The 18,492-nt window shown below is 59.3% G+C and carries 17 protein-coding genes; 5 read left to right on the top strand and 12 right to left on the bottom strand.

The annotated features are described in order from the left end of the window. Window positions 1-7 precede the first annotated feature (7 nt). From CIC07_RS09910 to CIC07_RS09895, 4 genes are all read left to right on the top strand, one after another. On the top strand, window positions 8-334 hold the full coding sequence (locus tag CIC07_RS09910) for an alpha-helical endospore appendage domain-containing protein (RefSeq protein WP_076358068.1): 327 nt from the start codon (window positions 8-10) through the stop codon (window positions 332-334). Window positions 335-379: 45 nt separating this feature from the next. Further along, window positions 380-715: an alpha-helical endospore appendage domain-containing protein gene (locus CIC07_RS09905; protein WP_076358069.1), complete on the top strand. Its 336-nt coding sequence runs from the start codon at window positions 380-382 to the stop codon at window positions 713-715. Between the two features lie 716 nt (window positions 716-1,431). Further along, window positions 1,432-1,869: a ribonuclease domain-containing protein gene (locus CIC07_RS09900; protein WP_076358071.1), complete on the top strand. Its 438-nt coding sequence runs from the start codon at window positions 1,432-1,434 to the stop codon at window positions 1,867-1,869. Window positions 1,870-1,940: 71 nt separating this feature from the next. Then, window positions 1,941-2,237, top strand: coding sequence for a barstar family protein (locus CIC07_RS09895; RefSeq protein ID WP_083688341.1), 297 nt, complete (start codon window positions 1,941-1,943; stop codon window positions 2,235-2,237). Window positions 2,238-2,341: 104 nt separating this feature from the next. Here CIC07_RS09895 and CIC07_RS09890 read toward each other — a convergent pair whose 3' ends face one another. From CIC07_RS09890 to CIC07_RS09870, 5 genes are all read right to left on the bottom strand, one after another. After that, window positions 2,342-3,781: a flavin-containing monooxygenase gene (locus CIC07_RS09890; protein ID WP_076358506.1), complete on the bottom strand. Its 1,440-nt coding sequence runs from the start codon at window positions 3,779-3,781 to the stop codon at window positions 2,342-2,344. Between the two features lie 373 nt (window positions 3,782-4,154). After that, entirely contained in the window at window positions 4,155-5,003 is an 849-nt protein-coding gene (locus CIC07_RS09885; RefSeq protein ID WP_076358073.1) for a helix-turn-helix transcriptional regulator, read from the bottom strand. Window positions 5,004-5,082: 79 nt separating this feature from the next. Continuing rightward, complete coding sequence (locus CIC07_RS09880; RefSeq protein ID WP_076358507.1) at window positions 5,083-5,955, bottom strand: sugar phosphate isomerase/epimerase family protein; 873 nt, start codon at window positions 5,953-5,955, stop codon at window positions 5,083-5,085. Between the two features lie 83 nt (window positions 5,956-6,038). Continuing rightward, complete coding sequence (locus CIC07_RS09875; protein ID WP_076358508.1) at window positions 6,039-7,103, bottom strand: Gfo/Idh/MocA family protein; 1,065 nt, start codon at window positions 7,101-7,103, stop codon at window positions 6,039-6,041. A gap of 84 nt (window positions 7,104-7,187) precedes the next feature. After that, window positions 7,188-8,363 (bottom strand): Gfo/Idh/MocA family protein, encoded by a 1,176-nt coding sequence (locus CIC07_RS09870; RefSeq protein ID WP_481855884.1) that lies wholly within the window; start codon window positions 8,361-8,363, stop codon window positions 7,188-7,190. 425 nt (window positions 8,364-8,788) lie between these two features. Between CIC07_RS09870 and CIC07_RS25845 the strand changes: the two genes are divergently transcribed. Beyond that, window positions 8,789-9,094, top strand: coding sequence for a 5-deoxy-glucuronate isomerase (locus tag CIC07_RS25845; protein WP_076358075.1), 306 nt, complete (start codon window positions 8,789-8,791; stop codon window positions 9,092-9,094). A 75-nt stretch (window positions 9,095-9,169) separates the two neighbouring features. Here CIC07_RS25845 and CIC07_RS09860 read toward each other — a convergent pair whose 3' ends face one another. The 7 genes from CIC07_RS09860 to CIC07_RS09830 all read right to left on the bottom strand — a co-directional run bounded on the left by CIC07_RS09860 (window position 9,170) and on the right by CIC07_RS09830 (window position 18,448). Further along, a complete protein-coding gene (locus CIC07_RS09860) occupies window positions 9,170-10,075 on the bottom strand; it encodes a carbohydrate ABC transporter permease (RefSeq protein WP_234993030.1) in 906 nt (301 codons plus the stop codon). 75 nt (window positions 10,076-10,150) lie between these two features. Continuing rightward, window positions 10,151-11,116: an ABC transporter permease gene (locus tag CIC07_RS09855; RefSeq protein WP_076358077.1), complete on the bottom strand. Its 966-nt coding sequence runs from the start codon at window positions 11,114-11,116 to the stop codon at window positions 10,151-10,153. Between the two features lie 92 nt (window positions 11,117-11,208). After that, entirely contained in the window at window positions 11,209-12,924 is a 1,716-nt protein-coding gene (locus tag CIC07_RS09850) for an ABC transporter substrate-binding protein (protein ID WP_094248005.1), read from the bottom strand. A 132-nt stretch (window positions 12,925-13,056) separates the two neighbouring features. After that, complete coding sequence (locus tag CIC07_RS09845) at window positions 13,057-14,823, bottom strand: sensor histidine kinase (RefSeq protein ID WP_076358079.1); 1,767 nt, start codon at window positions 14,821-14,823, stop codon at window positions 13,057-13,059. A gap of 16 nt (window positions 14,824-14,839) precedes the next feature. Then, the gene (locus CIC07_RS09840; RefSeq protein WP_076358080.1) at window positions 14,840-16,417 is read right to left on the bottom strand and encodes a response regulator transcription factor; all 1,578 of its coding nucleotides are present in this window, start codon (window positions 16,415-16,417) and stop codon (window positions 14,840-14,842) included. 21 nt (window positions 16,418-16,438) lie between these two features. Then, window positions 16,439-17,605 (bottom strand): family 8 glycosyl hydrolase, encoded by a 1,167-nt coding sequence (locus tag CIC07_RS09835; protein ID WP_076358081.1) that lies wholly within the window; start codon window positions 17,603-17,605, stop codon window positions 16,439-16,441. A 51-nt stretch (window positions 17,606-17,656) separates the two neighbouring features. Then, entirely contained in the window at window positions 17,657-18,448 is a 792-nt protein-coding gene (locus CIC07_RS09830) for a Nif3-like dinuclear metal center hexameric protein (RefSeq protein WP_076358082.1), read from the bottom strand. Window positions 18,449-18,492 lie beyond the last annotated feature (44 nt).

The following is an 18,492-nucleotide window of genomic DNA, read 5'->3' as shown; positions in this document are numbered from 1 at the left end:
GGTTCACATGGCTTCCTCCCCCCCTCCTTCCGAAGAAGATCGGGTTAAACGACGAGCGAAATATGAAAACACCATTCATCTGCTCCTCTATTCCCTCGCCATGGAGGAATTGAGCATGGCGCATATACTGAATGCGGAAGGCGAAAAAATCCAGCATGCGCTTGGAACGCTCCACGGTACCAGCCCTTTGGCTCGGACGGTCAAGGATATCTGCGACGTGAACGGCAGCGTGCTGGAAACATTGAAAGAATTGACCAAGAAGGATCTGATCCTTCTCAACAAGCTGGATCGGGTGACTCAAGCCTTCATGCAGACGGAAGAAGAACCATTCTGAAGATGCAAGGCTGAAGATATGCGTGTTGACTGGAGGTGGTGATCGGTGTCTCAACCGAACATTCCCGATATAACCCCTAACATTAGCGTGACCAAAAAAGAGGCTTTGTCCCTGCTGCTCAGTTCGATCGCTATGGAAGAGCTGGCTCTGTCCAATCTCATCAATGCGGAGGCGGACAACATTCTCGCGTTGGCCAGCCTCGCCAGGAAAGAAGGCTGCCTGCCGACCCGCAGCCTGCAGCAGATTCAACAGAACACAGCTCAGTTCATAGAAGGAATCGTCATCAAGCAATGGCTGGCGTTGAACCGGCTTGACCGGATCATCCAATTGGCAGGGCATGAAGATACCTGCGAGTGCTGCCACAACGAAGGTGAAGAATGAATACCATGCCGGAATCGCCGTTGTCCGCCCTCCTTCCTCCCAAGCCGCTTCAGGAAGCGTTGAACGAATGGCTGCAAGGGTCTCTCGCTCTCCAAAGAGCGAGCGGCCGCTTGCTGAGAGCGGAAAAAGCGGTCCTAAAAGCTTGCGGCCCACCCAGCCCAGACAATTCCGCGGATTCTCTGGTTCGCGGCAGCCGCCGAATCGCCCAATCGGCGAAGGAGCTGCACCGGATCCTGGACTCAGCCCGACGGAAAGCCTCCCTGCTGCAATCCGGAAGCCGCAAGTCCAGCCCGCATGGACGCAAAAGCCGCCGCCCTCGGTCCGGTGAATCAAGCATGAAGCTATTCATCAAGCCTACGTCCGTCCCAAAGGTACTCCCATCGGCATCCCGCAGCGAAGCCGGAGGAGTGAAAAAACCGAATTCTCATCGCCCGACCTTTTTTGCCCGAAAGCATCTTTTTCTTCCCTAAGGCGGTACAGGCGCTTTCCCAATCGCCGCATATATAGATCTCCATAATATGCCGGGTGAATCGACTTGATCCCCGGCAGGCGCTTGAGCGCATCTTCAGCAACGACCACTGGACAGGATGCCTGAGGGAAGTCGGAGAGGCCGACAGAATCAAGCCTTTTTTACGAAATCGATAATTCGCTGCCTATTTATTTCCTGTATAATCCAATTGCAATCATCTTCCCAATCGAAAAGGAGGCATTATGTAATGAAATCAATCGTCAGGCTTTTAGCGTCGGCCGCCCTCGTGCTGGCTCTGCTGATGGGCAATGTAAGTCCGCTGATCGGACAAGCTGTCCCTGTGGCGGAAGCAGCCGTATCCGGACCGACCGATTTTGCCGGCATCATCAACTACATCAAGGCAAACGGCAAGCTGCCGGCCAACTTCCTGACGAAAAGCCAGGCGACAAGCAAAGGCTGGGTGTCCAGCAAATGCAATCTGGCTGCAGTCGCACCCGGCTACAGCATCGGCGGGGATGTCTTCTCCAACTACGAAGGTCTGCTTCCGGCCAAGTCGGGACGCACCTGGCGCGAGGCGGATGCCTACTACACGTCGGGATGCCGCAACGCTTCCCGGGTCCTTTATTCCAATGACGGCCTCTACTACACGACAAGCGACCATTACGCCAGCTTCCAGAAGTGGTGAACAGCTTAAGGGACTTGCTTTTCCAAGCAAGTCCCTTATTCTTGGAATAGATAGGAACCCCCTCCAAGGAGATGAGAAGGCTGGACAAAATCTTGCTTTTGGACGGCAGCAAGCTGGCGACGATCGAAGCTTTTCACGATGCGCTTAGCCGCGGACTGCACTTCCCCGATTATTATGGCCGCAATCTCGACGCCCTTTACGATTGCCTGACGGATTATTCCGGATCCCCTCTGAACATTCATTGGACTTCCATCGAAGACAGCCTCAAGCTGCTTGGCGAACGCACGACATCCGCCCTGCTATCCGTATTCAAGGATGCCGCCGCCCAAAACCCTTGCCTGACCTTCACAACTCCCGACTCGGCCTGAAAACCGGAGGCCTGCCGAAAAAACTCAGCAGGCCTCTTCAGATTTCCATCTGTCTGCCCTTCCATCTCAGCGAGCATCTGTTCATTTCCACGCGCATTTTTCCTTCAGCCGCCATCTGCAGCAACCTCTGAAGCAGCCGGCCATTGTCCGGCGAATTCCTGCTCGTCATAAGCGTAAAAGCCGGCCAGAATCGGCTTGCGGTCATCGAGGAAGAGCTGGCTCGACACGGTGGATACAAGCTTGGGAATCGCATAGCGCATGCCCGAAAGGGCGGAAGCCGACAAGCCGCAGCTGACCATCGCGGAGTAATTGAACGTGAACAGTCCGTGCAGCAGGCTGTTCCCCTCCTCGCTTCGGCTCGTGAAGGCAAAACCAGGCGTCAAGTAAGGATGGGCGTCAAGCACCGCGCTGGCGATGGGCTCAGGAGCATGGTACCGGTCTTTCCAGCGGGCGATATGGCTCTCCACGAGCCTCAGCTCCGGACGCAGCGCCGGATCGGTCAGCAAGCCGGTGCTGATGAGCAGGAAGTCGTAGGCGAAGCTTCCTTGAGGCGTCGTTACGACCGCCTGCCCCCCTTCCTCCCGGACAGCCAGCCACGGCGCTCCCAGATGGAGGCCGAAGCCCGGCCAGGAGCAAGCCCGCCGGAAGGTGTCGTTGGTCGGAGGCTGGTTATGAAGGAAGAAATGAGCCATCGCCTCGTATTTCTCCTCATCGGAGAGGATGTGGAAATGCTCGATCATGCCCGAATACTCCATCTGGCGGATCGGATTGATCCGAGGCAGCTCGCTGCGCCGGACGAATACATGCGCAGCGGCGGCTCCTTGAGCAAGCGCATGGTTGGCGTTGTCGAACGCCGATGCTCCCCCTCCCAGCACAGCGATCCTCTTCCCGGCAAGCTTGGAGAAATCGATCGGCTCCGAAGTATGGGCATATAGGCTGCGGGATACGTTGTCGGCCACGATGCCGGGAACATGCCACTCTCCGCCTCCCTGAATGCCGGTAGCCAGTATGACCTTGCGCGCCAGCAGATGCGGGGATGACGGTCCATGTCCCTCCACATGAAGGCGATGGATGCCGCCTTGCAGCGGCTCGACCAGCTTCAGCCTGGCATCGTTCCGTACAGGCAGCGCGAGGATGCGGCGATACCATCGCAAATAGTTCATCCACTCGCCGCGCGGAATTTTGTCCACCGCCTCCCAGCCTTCCTCTCCGTGCTGTGCTTCCCACCAGGAGCGGAAGGTCAGGGAAGGAATGCCGAGATCGATGGAAGTCAGATGCTTGGGCGTCCGTAGCGTGACCATTCGGGCATAGGTATCCCATGGACCCTCGCTGCCCTCCGGGTTCTCGTCGATGACGAGAATGTTGGACACTCTCTCCCGCAGCAGGCCGAAGGCGGTGCCGAGCCCGCTTTGGCCGCCGCCGACAATCACAACGTCATAGACGTGGCCGTCCGGATGGATGCGGGGACGAACCCAATCCTTTCCTCCATAAGCAATATAGGCAAGATCCTTGCGGACGCGCGCGTTCAGTTCCTCTAGGCTCATGGCAGCATTCATACCTTTCCGGACGCGGTGGCATCCTTGCATGACCGTTGATCAAAGGAATCAGCCGAAAGGATGAGAGCTCCGCCGACAACATGCGGCCGTCCGCTCTCATTCAGCTCCTTCAAATTTGATTTCATGTTATATTTTATAACTTTTCGTGTAAATATGGAGCTCTGCATCTTGTAATCCGCTTTTCGGATTTTGTGCAGCGTAACGATTTTCTCGTCCTTCTCCCCTAACGGCGCTGCTCCCCTCGCCATTCCCTTCCGCTTGAAACAACAAAAAGCATCTCCGGAGCGAGTGGGGATCGCTTCGGGGATGCTTCTTGCCGGGCAGCGTCACATGCTTCGGGGATGCTTCTTGCCGGGGGGCTTCACATGCCTGCAAGGCTGCGCCGGTACTTGTCGGCAGACATGCCGACCGTCTGCTTGAACAGACGGCTGAAATGGGCCGGATGCTTGAAGCCGACGCGGAAGCCCGCTTCCGTAACGGAAATGTCCGGCTCCAGCAGAAAGAGCACCCTGGCCTGGTTGATTCTCTGCTTGTAGATATACTCGAACAGCTGCACGCCCGTGACTTCCTTGAACGTTCTGGACAGGTATGAACGGCTCAAATGGAGCTCGCTCTGAAGCCGTTCCAGCGTGAGCTCCTCGGAAAGATGTCCGCCGATGTAATCCATGATGTCCTGCGCGATCTGCTCCTTGTCTCTCGACCGTTCCGGCGCCAGATTCATCGGCTCCTGGCATCGCTCGTAGATGAACCCCAGCAGATCCTCGAACGCCAGCTTCATGCGGTACAGGCCGGCAGCATCGCCCTGCTTCTTGAAGCGGTCCATCCTGGCCAGGATCAGCTCCGCTTCCTCTCTATGCTCTTCCCGCAGAGACAGCCGGTAGTTGCGGAGCTCCTCGAACGGCCGCATGACGGGCAGCTGCGCCCCGGAGGGCGAGGCGGCCCGGAGCGGATCGGGATAGAAATGAATGATGCTCCGCACGTAAGGATGGCTCGGATCGACCTTGGGCCGGTGCAGGGTCATGCCGTACATAAGCAGCATGTCGCCCGGCTCCAGCCGGTAGATGCGGCTTCCGATCAGATACGTGCAAGCCCCTTCATGAAAGAAATAGATCTCATAGTAAGGGTGAGAATGGAAATCCTGCATGACCTGCCCATCGTCGCGAAAGGTATAATCGAGCAGGCCGGCAGGATAACCGCCGCTTCCGGACATGCATGCCACATCCTCTCCATGGCTATGCGCCATGGATTCAGCATACCATCGTCCATCCGTTCTGATAAGAGAGGAACGGTCAGGCTCCGGACGCGGCACCGCTGGTCTCCAGCAGCTCGCGCATATAGCGCGAGTATTGCTCCAGCATTTCCGGCGAGCTGTATTGCCCGCTGAAATCCTCCACCCCGATGAAGCCGCCGTAGCCGACGGCGATGAGGTCGGAGACAACCTCCTTCCAGCGGACGACGCCGCCTTTCATGCCCGTCCAGCCGCTGTTCCACCGGACGCTTCCATCGGCATCGGCCGTCGATGTCCATCCGGCATTCTTCATATGCACATGAGCCAGATAGGGCCCGAGCATCTCCATGCCCATGCGATGGTTCTCGTACCCTTCATGGACCATGTTGCCGGGATCGTAGAGGACCCCGACGGCATCCGCGTCCAGCCCTTCGCACAGCCGGATGGCGGCTGAAGCGCTTGGGGCGATCGTCCCGTGATGGGTCTCAATGAGGCCTTTGACTCCATACTGCCTGCACAGGCCGGAAGCCTCGCGCAGGTAGATCCTCTGCAGGCCGAACAGCTCGCCGAAGGATCTCGACCGGTCGTAGCCGTGCACGCCGAGACGGATATAATCCGCCCCGAGCTCCCTCGCCGCAGCCAGCACCTGCTCGGTTCCTTCCAGATCGCCTGCCTGCAGATAAGGCGTCAGGCTTATGGACTTCAGTCCTTCGTTCTCCGCCGCGCTTCGGAACCGGGCCAGCACGCCGGCATCCGCGCTCTGCGGCACCGTCGCCAGATTGTTGCCCCAGAAGGAGGGCTTCTCTTGCCTGATTTCTGCGGGAGCATCCTTGCAGCGCCATTCTATTCCGTGCAGGCCTGCCTTGCGGGCGGCTGCGGCAAGCTCCTCCGGAGAGAGCTCCGGCGTCGCCACGGTGAATACGGACAGCTGAATCGTCATGGTCGATATGGCCTCCGATCTGTCATCTGATTTATTTCCCGCCTCCAGGAGGCAGGCGCCTCATCCAAGGCGGATCTTCAATTGAAACCGCCGATCCTTATCGCTTCCGCTTGCGCCAGCAGGCACAGCTCCGCCGCTTTGAAGACATGCTCCTGAGTCATGGCCTTCTCCGTCCGGTTCAGGACATCGAGAATCAGGCTGCCGAAAAAAGGATACCCGACCTTGCCGGACAGCTCCATATGATGCTCTCCCTCGCCGTTCACGAGATAGAGATGATCACCCTGCGGGGAACGGGCGATATCCACGTATTTGCGCAGCTCGATATACCCTTCCGTGCCGAGGATGACCGTGCGGCCGTCCCCCCAGGTGGAGAGGCCTGCCGGCGTCAGCCAGTCGACTCGGAAGTAATGGCTCGCTCCGTTGTCTCCCAGCAGGCTGGCATCGCCGAAATCCTCCAGCTCGGGATAGCCGGGATGATGGTAATTGCCTACCTTGCTGTGGAGCACCCTGGCATCGCGGCAGCCGGCAAAATGAAGGAACTGCTCGATCTGATGGCTGCCGATGTCGCACAGGATGCCTCCATACCGCCGCCGGTCGAAAAACCAGTCCGGCCGCGACGGCGCATTCAGCCGATGCGGGCCGGTGCCCATCACCTGCACGACCCGGCCGATCGCGCCGCCGGCGATAAGCTCTCCGGCGAATACGGCGCTCTCCACATGCAGCCTTTCGCTGAAATAGACGGCATACTTGCGACCGGTCTCGGCGGCGCAGCGACGGGCTTCCTCCAGCTGCGAGAGCTCCGTGAACGGCGTTTTGTCCGTAAAATAATCCTTGCCATGCCGCATGACCTTGACCCCGAGCGGTCCGCGCTCGTCCGGCACGGCGGCTGCCGCGACGAGATGCAGCTCCGGATCCTGAAGAACCTCTTCCAGGGATCCGGCGATGGCCGTGCCCGGGTAGCGGGAGGCAAATGCGGCTGCCCGATCGAAATCGGCATCATAAACCGACTTCAGCGTGCCGCCTGCTTCAATCAGCCCGTTGCACATGCCGTAAATATGGCCGTGGTCGAGGCAGACAGCGGCGAACACGAACTCCCCCCTGCCGACGACGGGACTCGGCTTCCCTTGCGGAGCATAATTCATGCCGTCCTTGCTCACTTGCGGTTCCCCCTTGCATCCGCAGCGTCGGTTGCCGCCGCGACACGATAGTTTGCATATCCCAAGCTTCTAATGAGTGCCCTTCACATCCAGCGTACGGCCTGCAGCCGCCTGATCCTTGCCGGCAGTCGAAGCCGCGATGCGGGCCTGCAGTTCACGGTAATACAGCTCGTCATCCAGCGGCAGCTCCACCCAGCCGTCCGTCCAGGCGGACAGGAGCATGGCGTTGGCCAGCGCCAGGCCTTTGATCCCTTCCTCTCCCGGCGACTCCAGAGGAGCGCGTCCGGCGATGGCATCGACCCAGTTGCGGGTCACGGCCCGGTGCTGATTGGGCTCGCCGCCCGGCACCGGCACATCGATCCGCCATGTCTCCGGGCTGCCGAAGCCTCCGGCGTATGTCCGGTTGAACTCGCTCTCCGGCGTTCTCAGACGCCAGAACGTCAGCTTGCCGTCCTCCGCGACCAGCTTACCGCGGTCGCCGGTAATCTCGAGCCGGTTCGTGCCGGGCGCATCGACGGTCGACGTGATGAACACCCCGGTCGCTCCGTTCGAATATTCGGCGTAAGCGGTAACGTCGTTCTCCACTTCAATGTCCCGATGCTTGCCGAAGCCGCAGAAAGCACGGATCCGAGTCGGCATGAGACCGGTGACCCACTGCCACAGATCGAGGTTATGGGGCGACTGGTTCATCAGGACGCCACCGCCCTCGCCCTCCCAGGTCGCTCTCCAGCCGCCGCTGTCGTAATAGCTTTGGGAACGGTACCAATCCGTGACGATCCAATTGATGCGCCTGACGTCGCCGAGCTCTCCGGATTGGATGAGCTCGCGCATTTTGCGGTAAAGAGGGTTCGTCCGCTGATTGAACATGATGCCGAAGACCCGGCCGCTGGCCGCGGCAGCCTCGTTCATTTCCATGACCTGCTTCGTATATACGCCGGCCGGCTTCTCCACAAGCACATGCAGTCCCGCCTGGAGGGCAGCTATCGTTTCTTCGGGATGGGAATAATGCGGAGTGCAGATCAGGACGCCGTCCACTTCGCCGGAATCGAACATCTCCCTGGCGCTTCCGTACGTCTTGACGGAGTCGCCGAAGGCCGCCTTCGCCCAGGAGAGCCTCTCCTCCCGGACATCCGACACAGCAGCCAGCACGCCTCCCGGCACTTCGCCCGCCGCCAGATACGCGGCATGGCCCGTGCCCATATTGCCGAGCCCGACAATTCCGATTCTCAGCTCAGTCGTCATCATAATGCCTCCCCATGCTTCGGTTGCGCCCGCCTGTCGACGGGGCATGCCGTGATTGTATCATGGCAGCGGTTGCAGCTCTTGACCGAGATGGACCGATTATCGCTCCCATTTGACTCTCGTTGCACAATGCAGGCCAAAGACCCCATTCCGATATGCCGGCTCCCCCTCTGAAAGAGCGGACTAATAGGAACATTACAGGAGGATTCAAATAGAAATCCGGTACGCATCCCACCTGCAGGAAGCGACAGCTTTTACCGGCCGCCTGCGCAAGGAGTTTCTGATCGAGAGCTTGTTCGAGGCCGACCGCCTGGCTCTGTTCTACACGCATGTGGACCGATTCATCGTCGGCGGCGCCATGCCGGTGAGCGACCGTAGACGGAATCCGAGTACGTCATGGAGCCGGCGTCCGGAGCTGCCAGCTGGTCATGGGCATGACGCTGCTCAAGAACGGTAGCATGTGGTACACGATGCCTTGCCATACGCACAATCGCAGCTCCGAAGTATGCTTCGGCTTCGAGATGCCGGAGGACGGCAATGTCTTCCACTTCATGGGAGAACCGCAGGAAAACCGCCATCTGGTCGTGCGCGGCGAGCAGAGCGTGATCTTCCCAAGCCGGTCCATCCGCAGCGGGTACATGGCAACGAACAATACCGCCCCTATTCAGGCCGACGAAAGCCGCTATCGATCCCTTTGCTCCGCAAATCAGCATGAACCGCATGCATCCACATAAAAAGCAGCGGCACCGGACATGAACTCATCCGGATTGCCGCTGCTTTTTTTGAACCGAGCAGGCTGAAAGCCGGTATCAGCCTTTCACGCCGCCGACGGTCATGCCTTTGACAAAGTATTTCTGGAGGAAAGGATACACGATGATCATCGGCAGGCTGGCTACGATCGTCATCGTCGCACGGATGGAGCTCGGCGTGACGAAGTTCGAGCTCGAGTTCGCGCTGTTGGCGAATGCCGACGCCGACGTCATCGAGGAATTCGAGTTGGAGTTCGCCAGCATCTTCATCAGCTCGTACTGGAGCGTGCTGAGATTCACCTTCTCGGAGTTGTAGAGGAACACATCGAACCACGAGTTCCACTGGTAGACGCCCGTGAAGAGCGCAACCGTCGCGAGCGCCGGGAGGGCGAGCGGAACGACGATCTGGATGAAGGTGCGGAACTCTCCGGCGCCGTCGATCCGGGCCGACTCGATGATGCCGTCGGGAAGCCCTTCGATGAAGGAGCGGATGACGATCATATTGAAGACGCCGATGATGCCGGGCACGATGTACACCCAGAAAGTGCCGATCAGGTCGAGATCCCTCATCAGCAGGTAGTTCGGAATGAGGCCGCCGTTCAAATACATCGTCAGGATGAACATGATCGTCACGAACTTGCGGAGGACGAATTCCGGACGGCTGATCGTATAGGCCACCATCGCCGAGCAGAAGACGGTGACGATCGTTCCGATCACCGTGCGCAGGATCGAGATCAGCGTCGCATGGAAGATCGTCGCTTCCTTGAAGACGTACTTGTAGTTGTCCAGGCTTAAGTCCCGCGGCAGCAAGTAGATTCCGCCCTTGATGGAATCGTTCGCGTCGTTCAGCGACACGGCCAGCGTGTTGATGAACGGGTAGAGCGTGAAGACGACGAGCAGCGACAGCACCAGGACGTTGAGCGTATCGAAGATGCGGTCTCCCGGAGATTGGAACCGCTTATGCATTTTTTTGGGCTGCTGCGGCTGAGGAGCCGGTTCAGCGGCAGGCCGGGTGATATTGGCCATGATCCATCCCTCCTTCTAGAACAGTCTCTGCTCGCCGAACCGCTTGGCCATGGAGTTGGCGGTGAACAGCAGGATGAAGCTGACGACGGTTTTGAAGATGCCCGCAGCTGTCGCGAGCGAGAAATTGCCCATCGAGATGCCGTATTTGAGCACGAAAATTTCCAGGTTTTCGGAATAGTCGGCATTCATGCCGTTGCCCATCAGGTATTGGGGCTCGAAGCCCGTCTCCAGGATGCTGCCGAGGTTCATGATCAGCAGGATGACGATGACCGGCTTCAGTCCAGGGAGAGTGATGTGGAGAATGCGCTGGAACCTGCTCGCTCCGTCGATCTCGGCCGCCTCGTACTGCGACGGATCGATCATCGTCATGGCGGCGAGGTACACGATCGTATTCCAGCCCACGTCCTTCCATACCTCGGAGGTGCCGAGAATGCCCCAGAAGTAATGGCCGACGCCGAGCCACATGATCGGCTGGTCGATGATGTGAAGCCACATCAGCACTTCGTTGACGATGCCGCCTTCGTCGATGGACAGCGCCGTCGAGATGATGTTGGCCGCCACGACCCAGGAGATGAAGTGGGGAAGATAGCTGATCGTCTGCACGGCCCGCTTGAAGAAGGCGACGCGGACTTCGTTCAGGAGAATGGCCAGCACGATCGCGGTGACGAACCCGAGCACGAGCTTGATGACGGCCTGGACCAGCGTGTTGCGGAGCACCCGGATGAACGTATCGTCCGAGAACAGGAAGCGGAACTGCTCCAGCCCGACCCATTCCTGCTGGAACATGGTCAGATTGGGGCGATAATGCTGGAAGGCGATGAGCCAGCCCCACAGCGGCACGTATTTGAAAATGAAAATCCAGATGACGAAAGGAACCGACATGAAAATGAGCGTTTTCTGCTTGAGAAGCGTCTTGAACCAGCGATTCAGGGCGCTGGGCTCTGCAGCCCGCGGCGCCGGGACGGCGGTTTGATCCCGCATCGTATCTCTCCTCTCCTATCCAACAAGGCACCCAACGTGCAGGGACCGGACCCTGTCGCCTGACCGGTCCGGTCCCTCTGAAGCAGCCTGGCTTAATTGCCTTGCGTTTTGGCGATTTTGGCGGCGACTTCTTTGGTGAGGGTGTCTTCGTACGCTTTCACGTCGAGCTTGTTGAAGTCCTTGAGATACTGGTCCCAGATGCCGTCGAACTGATCCGGCTTGGCCAGCACGAGCTTCGAGAAGTATTTCAGCTTGACGTCCTTGGATTTCTGCGTGAAGATCTGCGCCGGCGAGCCCTGCTCGAGCGAGATGCTCCAGGCCGGGTACCACGGACGGTCTTCAGGCTTGGCGAACAGCTCCGAGAACGTCTTCACTCCATATTTGTCGAGGATCAGCTTGTCGCCGTCCGTGAAGGAGGCTTGAGCGACCTCAGGCTGGCGTCCCGCATTGAACGAGTTGCCGTCCGCAAGCGTCGAGCCTTGGCCGTACATCGGCCAGCTGTAGTTGAAGTAGGAGAAGCCGATGCTCTCCTGCTTGGCGTTGTCCTTCAGCATTTCGATCTGCTCCGGCGTGCGGTAGAAGCGCCCTTTGTCGTCCACATCGTACGTTTCGCCCTTGATGCCCCATTGGATCAGCACCTGGTTCTCTTCCTTGAGCATCGTGTCGAAGAACTTGATGATGCGCTCCGGATCCTTGGCCGCCGTCGTGATGCCGACGCCGCGGTTGTTGATGAAGGAAGGCGGATCGAGATACTGGTCGGTCGTATTGTTGTCGAATACGATCGGCAGCGGCATGTAGTCGAGATCGTCGTTGCCGGTTTTCTTAATGTTCTGGAGAGCCTGGTTCGCCTGCCAGCCGTAGTCGAAGAATCCGAGCACCTTGCCCGAGGAAATCTTGGCCAGATACTGGTCATAGTTGCTGACGAACGAGGCTTGGTCGTACAGTCCCTCGGAGTTGACCTCGTTCAGCTTTTTCAGCCAGGTTTTCGTGTAGTCGCTGTTGGCGTATACCTTGGCGTCATGGCTGCTCATGTCGACGATGACATCGCCGTCGTTCGGGTAGCCGGCCAGATGCATCGGCGGGTTGAAGATGCCCATCGTCCGCCAGTCGTAGATCAGCGAGCTGAAGCCGGTCAGCTTGTCGGCCTTATGCGCGTCGTTGTACTTCTTGATCAGGTCGAAATACTCGTCGATCGTCTTGATTTTCGGATAGCCGGCTTCCTTCAGCACGCGGCGCTGGATGAAGAAGGCGCCTTGATCGATCGTCGGGCTCGGAATGTACTCCCCGACCACCGGGCTGAACGGCAGGAAGTAGATGTTGCCGTCCTCCGCTTTCATGAGGTTGTAATAAGGGCCGTATACGCGCTTGATGTTCGGTCCGAACTTCTCGATGAGATCATTCAGCGGAATGAACGCCTTGGCGTCGAGCACTTTGTCGATCGCGGTATCCGGAGCCAGCACGTCCGGGTAATTGCCGCTCGCGATCATCGTGCCGATTTTCGTATTGACGTCGCCGACCGGGTATTGGAGATTGAAGTTGACCCCGGTCTGCTCCTCCAGCTTTTTGCCGATCTCCGTTTTGTTGGAGTCGATGTTCGGCACCTGGGAATTGGCATTGAAGTACGTGAACGTAACCGGTTTCAACTCTTCCTTCGCTTCGCCGCCCGCATCCGTATTGGCTGGAGCCGATGCTTCCGGCGATGACGCGGGAGCCGGGTTTCCGGCATTGTTGCCGCTGTTGCCGCTGCAGCCCGCAACCGCCGCCATGGCGACGGCAAGGGCGAGAAGGCCCATTTTCTGTTTGACCATGCTGGTCATGTCCCCTTCCACCAATGAAAGTCTAGAATTGTAACCCTTTTCTGTAAGCACTTTCATTGTAAGTCAGGGCTGAGAGCCGCGACACCCGACAAACTTTAGCTGTTACCCCAAAAAACTTAGGAGTTATGCGGAACGCTCCTCCGGCTCGCGCGGGAAAGCGATGCGGATGGCCGTCCCGCGCTGCCATTCGCTGTCCAGCTTGAACGTAAAGCGGTCGCGATAATACAGCTGAAGCCGGCGATAGACATTCTGGATGCCCACATGCTCTCCGAACGGCTCCTCCCTCTCCAGCATCCGTTCGATCGCTCCCACCTCTTCCTCCGGTATTCCGGCGCCGTTGTCCTCGATCTCGGCGATCAGCTGCCGGCCCTCCGCCCGGATGGCGAGCCGGATCAGGCCGCCGTTCTTGCTCGGCTCGATGCCGTGGATGCTGGCATTTTCCACGAATGGCAGAATCGACATTTTCGGAATCAGCCATTCCATCGCCTCGTCCTCGACGTCGATCTCGTACATCAGCTTGTCTCCGAACCGGTACTTCTGAATTTCCAGGAAGCAATGGACAAGCTCGAGCTCTTCCCGCACGGTCATCCAGTCCTTGTCCCAGGACAGCGAGCGCCGGAAAATCTTGGCCATATTGTGGATGATCTTGGCCGTCTCCTCTTCCTTCTTGATGATGCTGCGCATGCGGATCGTCTCCAGGGCGTTGAACAGGAAATGCGGATTGATCTGGCTCTGCAGAGCGTGGAGCTGCGCTTGATTGCGCTTAATCTCGAGATCCTTGCGCTGAATGTCGGCCACATACACGTCGTCGATGAGATTTTTGATCTGTATGGTCATCCGGTTGAACTCGTTCGTCAGCTGGCCGATCTCGTCGCGATGGTCGGGATGCTTGATCGTATCGAAGTGATGGTTCCTCACCCTCTTCATATGCTTGAGGATGCGGACGATCCGCACGCCCAGCGACCGGGTGAACCAGATGATGATCAGCGTCGGAATCAGCAGATTCGGCAGGGCGAGATAAACGACGAAATTGCGGGATTTATACACATCCTGAAGAACGCGATGCTCCGGAAAAACGCCTTCGATCCGCCAGCCCTTCAAATAGTCGACGTTCTCGATGCTCTTGGTAACCGCGATGCCGTCGCTCGGCGACGCATGGCTCGCATAGGCGAGCGAGCGATGCTGCCAGTCCAGGGCGGAGCCGGACGCGTAATCGATCAGCTCCAGGTCGTTGACCAGATACAGGTCGCCCTGCAGCGTCGAGTTCCGGAACAGGCTCGCGACCGCATCGTAGCTGATGTCGATCTTGACGACGGAATGGCGGGCGTACTGGGACTGGAAGTAGTCCAGCTTGCGGACAAAGCTGTATACCGTCTCCAAGCCGCGCGAGGTCTCCACATCGTTGCGGACGACGACCGGCGCCCTCCTGCCCGGCATCTCCAGGGCGCGGTACCAAGGCGTCGCCTCGACCTCCTCCGAGATCGGAAGCACACCTCCGCCCCCGATGATCGTCGGGTTGTCGGTGTAGATCGTAATATTGCTGACGGATTTGTAGATCGGCGAATACCGGAACAAGGTCGGACTGATGTCCGAATAGTAGGAATCGACGTATTCGGATGCGCCGTCATACGGCTTTTCGATCGTCTCGTTCAGCTTGCCGTCGGTATAGAGAATAGAAGAAATTCCGGCCGCGACATCCATCTGTTCGAGGAAGTCGCGCCGGATCTGCTCCATGGCCATGGAGATGTCGTTCAGCTTTTGCTGTTTGACGTGATGCGTCGTCACCTGATAGAACACAAAATCGGTCAGCACGATCGGGATCAGCACGCAGACCAGATACACGATCAGCATTTTGTCCCGGAGCCGCACATGGTTTAAGCTGAATCGCATAGGACTGCCCTCTCCGTCATGTTTTGGCCAACAGCTCGTTGCGGTAGGCGGTAGGCGATTTGCCCTCCACCTTCTCGAATTTGCAGATGAAATAGTCCGGGTTGTCGAAGCCGACGCTGCGGGCGACTTCGTACACTCTCATTTCCGTCTGGCGAAGCAGCTTTTTGGCGTTGTGGACCCGAAGCTGCAGCAGATAGTCGTTGAAGTAGACGCCGTAATTCTTCTTGAACAGCTGCCCGAGATAGACGGGATTCATATAGAACCGGGCGGCGATGCTCTTGAGGCTGATGTCTTCCTTGTAGCGGCTGTCGATGTATTGCTTGATCTTGACGATATCGCCTTTGGCATTGCTCTTGCGCAGCCGGCTTGCCATCTCCGAGCTTTCCTCGGCGAAGGTGCGGAACAGCTCTCTAAGCCCGCATGGAGAAACCGGGTAATCCCTCCAGGACAGCATCGGATCCAAGGAGAGCAGCTCCTTCTCGTCGCCCTGCAAGGAGCGGATCGTGCCGATGGCGCCGAACACGAAGCGGTTGACGGCATTATGGACCGCGTCCGGCGTATACCTCTTGCTGCGGAACTGGTCGAAGATCCACTCGATGCCGGCATTGCGCTTGTCGGGATCGCAGTCCTCGATCTGCTCCTGCAGCCGGGCGTACTCGGCCGGCTCGAATTCAAGCCGGCGCAGCTCCTCTCCCTTCAGCCTCGCGTAGCCGAAGGTCCTCTTCTCCGGATACGCGAACTTGAACTGCATCGCATTGAGGGCGGTGCGGTACCCATCCCGCAGCTCCTTGAAGCCTTCCCCCTGCTCGCCCAGATAAGCGGTGAACAGCAATCCCGTACGGCGCCTCAGCCGCTCGGCAAGACGGTCGGCGGCTTCCTCGGCGGACAGCCCGGATGTAGCAGGGAGAACGACCGGCAGGCCGTAGACGCCCGGCTTATGCTCCAGCAAAACGCATGGACGAGGAGTCAGTCCGAGCTGCTCGGCGCAGCCGGCGATTTCCAGGCGCAGCTCGCCCGCCCGCTGCTCGGGCTGATCCGCTCCCACGAACGACAGGATGCCGTTGGCTTCCAGGATGAGGTAGCAGCATGGGACCTCCGGATCGAGGCCCAGCAGCTCCCCATGCCTCCGCAGCTCTTCGCCGGAGGCATGCCCCCGCAGCAGGCTTTCGAGCGCCGTCCGCGATTGCCGGGAGGACCGCTCTCCGGCTTGCTCGTCCTTCTCGATCTGGGCGGCCAGCCCCTGCAGCGCCTCCATCATTTCGGCATCGTCCACCGGCTTCAGGATGAAGTCCCGGACGCCGAACTTGATCGCCTGCTGCGCGTAGCTGAAGTCACCATACCCGCTGACAATGATGAACTTGACGGAGCGGTTGCCTGTTCCCCGGACCGCACGGATCAATTCCAGACCGCTCAGGACGGGCATCCGAATGTCGGTGATGACAAGATCGGGGGCATGCTCCCCGATCATCCGGAGCGCTTCCTCCCCGTCCTCGGCCTCCGCGCATACCTCGTAGCCGCAAGCTTCCCAATCGATCATGCTCCGCAATCCCTGCCGGGCAAATCCTTCGTCGTCGACCAGCATGACCTTGTGCATCGTATCCCTCCTCGGGGTTGATCAGTCCTGCGCGGCCGCATCTCCCTCGGGCATCCAGATGCGGTAGCTGCCGCTCAGAGCCAGCATTGCGAACATATACAGGCAATTGTCATAATAACGGCGGTCTCCGGTGCGAACGGGCGTATCCCAGAACCGGCGCACCGCATTCAGCGCATGCTCCCCGCCGGTCGCCAGAGCGGCCATGGCGTTGGTCGCGACCAGCCCGACGGGGTGGAGCGATTTCTCGTCCAGCGGAGTGCCGTCGATCTCGTAGCGGCGGTAGTCCCCGGGGGATTTGTCCGCGAAGAACGTCAGGATGCGGTCCGCGATGTACGCTTGGCCCGGGTCGGCGCGGAACCACTCGGAATCCAGGCCGATGTTCGCCGCGACCCGGTACGAATCGCTGAAAAACTTGCCGTAGCCGCGCTCGTCGTTGGGCGTTCCGTCATAATGGGCGTACTCCGGCGCAAGTCCGGTGTCGGGATGGCTGGAGAGCTGGATGTACGCCCTGCTGGCCTCGGCCGCCTCCTTCCAGAAGGAGCGGTCCTCCGGATCGGACCAGAGCGCGAACAATTCGTAGAAATGCGGCAGATGGTAGGAAGGATCCGAATACTCGCAATTCGGAATGAACTTGATCAGCTTGTTGTCCCGGTTCCACATCGGGTCGCCGGGCCTTCCCTCCTCTCCCTTGTGCAGGCAGGCGCGCAGGATGTCCCTCGCCTTGGCGCTGTAATCCAGAGGATGCTCGCCTTCTCCCCAGCGGTTGGCGGCGAAGAAGAGCGCCAGCGCGAAGTATTCCTCTCCATCCGGAGCCGGGCCGTCCGAGCGCCGCGTGCCGTCTCTGTTGCAGGACCAGGCGAAATACCCTTCGCCCCAGCCTTCCTTCATATGCATATATTCATAGGACCAGCGCCAGATCCGGTCGAACACGTCCTTGCGGTCCAATTGCACGGCCATCATCATGCCGTAGGACATTCCTTCCGTCCGGACATCCAGGTTGCCCGTATCGAGCAGATAGCCCTTGTCGCTCCCGGCTTCGTAATAGATCCGCGTCTCTTCGCCGCCTTCGAACAGCTTGCTCCACGTCTCCTCCACCCGCGATTTGATTTCATCGGACGGATAGCCCGCTTCCATGAACAGATTGCGATACGTCCCGGTATGGAACGCTCCGTTGCCTGCTTGACCCATGCTCTCCTGCCTCCCCTTTGAACGCTTTCAGCCCTTGCATGCCTTCCGGCTCTACAATACGGCGAATGAATAGGCATCTTCGATAAAATGAACCGGAACTTCGGGAACGGCCGCCCGCAGCCGTTGTGCGAGCAGCCGCATGCCCGGCTCCTCGCTGGCCGCATGCCCCAGCAGCAGCAGCGACCTCCGACCTCCGCGATGCACGGAATCCCGGACGTATTCCGGCGTTTCCCACTCCGGACCTTCTCCGGCGACGACCAGGTCGACGCCGTGCTCCTCATAGAGAGGAACGGCGACGGATCCGCCTCCCCGGTATCCGACCGCGACGCCGATCCGGCAGCATCGGGTATCCAAGCCTCCGATCCCTCTCAGCCAGGGGATGTTCAGCTTCCGTTTGACGTGCTCCGCAACGGAGCGGGCCGTCGACGGCTCCGGCAGGCGCACGACCGCCGCCGCCGGCAGCAACGTCTCTACCGCTTCCCCCCAGCCGAGGCTCGATACCAATCCTTCCGTGATCCAATCCGGATCGCGCCGATGCGGACCGTCGTGGGATCGATAGACGGCCATCCCCGCCTGCCGGATCCATTGCCGCTTCAAGCCGGCTTCCCGGCTGCCGGCGGACCACTCCGCCCGGCCGTCGTGGCTGTAGCAGATTCCTTCATGGACGACGAGCAGGTTGGCGCCCGCCGCCGCCGCCTTCTCCAGCACGGCCAGGGAGGCGTTGAATGCGACCGCCACACCCTTCAGACGTTCGTCCGCGCTGCCGGCGAGCAAGCCGTCGACGGATGATGCAGGCTGCTCCGCTCCCTGAAGCCAATCCATCACATGGCGGACCGTTCTCATCGTCCTCTCCCCCCTCGAATCGCAGCCGGCAGCCTCGACAAGCA

This window comes from Paenibacillus sp. RUD330 (assembly GCF_002243345.2).
Classification (GTDB): Bacteria; Bacillota; Bacilli; order Paenibacillales; family Paenibacillaceae; genus Paenibacillus_O.
The sequence above is the reverse complement of the archived record's forward strand: the minus strand, read 5'-3'. Positions and strand labels throughout refer to the sequence as shown.

What these genes read in the sequence shown, in the direction of transcription:
- CIC07_RS09900 (WP_076358071.1), top strand. Translation starts at nt 1,432, where the DNA reads ATGAAATCAATCGTCAGGCTTTTAGCGTCGGCCGCCCTCGTGCTGGCT.
- CIC07_RS09855 (WP_076358077.1), bottom strand. Translation starts at nt 11,116, where the DNA reads ATGCGGGATCAAACCGCCGTCCCGGCGCCGCGGGCTGCAGAGCCCAGC.
- CIC07_RS09890 (WP_076358506.1), bottom strand. Translation starts at nt 3,781, where the DNA reads ATGAGCCTAGAGGAACTGAACGCGCGCGTCCGCAAGGATCTTGCCTAT.
- CIC07_RS09910 (WP_076358068.1), top strand. Translation starts at nt 8, where the DNA reads ATGGCTTCCTCCCCCCCTCCTTCCGAAGAAGATCGGGTTAAACGACGA.
- CIC07_RS09885 (WP_076358073.1), bottom strand. Translation starts at nt 5,003, where the DNA reads ATGTCCGGAAGCGGCGGTTATCCTGCCGGCCTGCTCGATTATACCTTT.
- CIC07_RS25845 (WP_076358075.1), top strand. Translation starts at nt 8,789, where the DNA reads ATGGGCATGACGCTGCTCAAGAACGGTAGCATGTGGTACACGATGCCT.
- CIC07_RS09850 (WP_094248005.1), bottom strand. Translation starts at nt 12,924, where the DNA reads ATGGTCAAACAGAAAATGGGCCTTCTCGCCCTTGCCGTCGCCATGGCG.
- CIC07_RS09830 (WP_076358082.1), bottom strand. Translation starts at nt 18,448, where the DNA reads ATGAGAACGGTCCGCCATGTGATGGATTGGCTTCAGGGAGCGGAGCAG.
- CIC07_RS09860 (WP_234993030.1), bottom strand. Translation starts at nt 10,075, where the DNA reads ATGCATAAGCGGTTCCAATCTCCGGGAGACCGCATCTTCGATACGCTC.
- CIC07_RS09840 (WP_076358080.1), bottom strand. Translation starts at nt 16,417, where the DNA reads ATGCACAAGGTCATGCTGGTCGACGACGAAGGATTTGCCCGGCAGGGA.
- CIC07_RS09835 (WP_076358081.1), bottom strand. Translation starts at nt 17,605, where the DNA reads ATGGGTCAAGCAGGCAACGGAGCGTTCCATACCGGGACGTATCGCAAT.
- CIC07_RS09895 (WP_083688341.1), top strand. Translation starts at nt 1,941, where the DNA reads ATGAGAAGGCTGGACAAAATCTTGCTTTTGGACGGCAGCAAGCTGGCG.
- CIC07_RS09845 (WP_076358079.1), bottom strand. Translation starts at nt 14,823, where the DNA reads ATGCGATTCAGCTTAAACCATGTGCGGCTCCGGGACAAAATGCTGATC.
- CIC07_RS09870 (WP_481855884.1), bottom strand. Translation starts at nt 8,363, where the DNA reads ATGATGACGACTGAGCTGAGAATCGGAATTGTCGGGCTCGGCAATATG.
- CIC07_RS09875 (WP_076358508.1), bottom strand. Translation starts at nt 7,103, where the DNA reads ATGAATTATGCTCCGCAAGGGAAGCCGAGTCCCGTCGTCGGCAGGGGG.